Raw genomic sequence first — 390 nt, forward strand, 5'->3', positions numbered from 1 at the left:
CTATGGAAATGCTTCAATGGCAGGTTGGAATACTTCCACTATTAAGAACTTCAGATCCATGTTTGGATATGCGATTAGCAGTAGTACAATTACACCTCCTGATTTCTTCAACCCTCCTATCGGCTCGTGGGATACTTCGTCAGCAGAAAATATGAGTTTTATGTTTAATATCAGAAAAGCATTCAACCAAAATCTCAATAGCTGGAATGTCTCGAATGTATCAAATTTCTCGTTCATGTTCGCATCTTGTGAGTCTTTTAATCAGCCTTTAGACCAATGGGATGTTTCTAATGCGACAGATATATCGTACATGTTTCATTTTATTCCTGTTTTTAATCAGTCTCTGGCTACTTGGAATACTTCAAAAGTTGTCAATATGGAGCACATCTT

Annotated in this window: 1 protein-coding gene; it reads left to right on the plus strand. The window is 36.9% G+C overall.

Annotation, left to right across the window (positions count from 1 at the left end; all coding sequences use genetic code 11):
• On the plus strand, window positions 1–390 hold a 390-nt coding region (locus SCA31_RS22585; RefSeq protein WP_410699292.1), incomplete at both ends, for a BspA family leucine-rich repeat surface protein.

This window comes from Chryseobacterium sp. SIMBA_028, assembly GCF_046535285.1.
Lineage (GTDB): Bacteria > Bacteroidota > Bacteroidia > Flavobacteriales > Weeksellaceae > Chryseobacterium.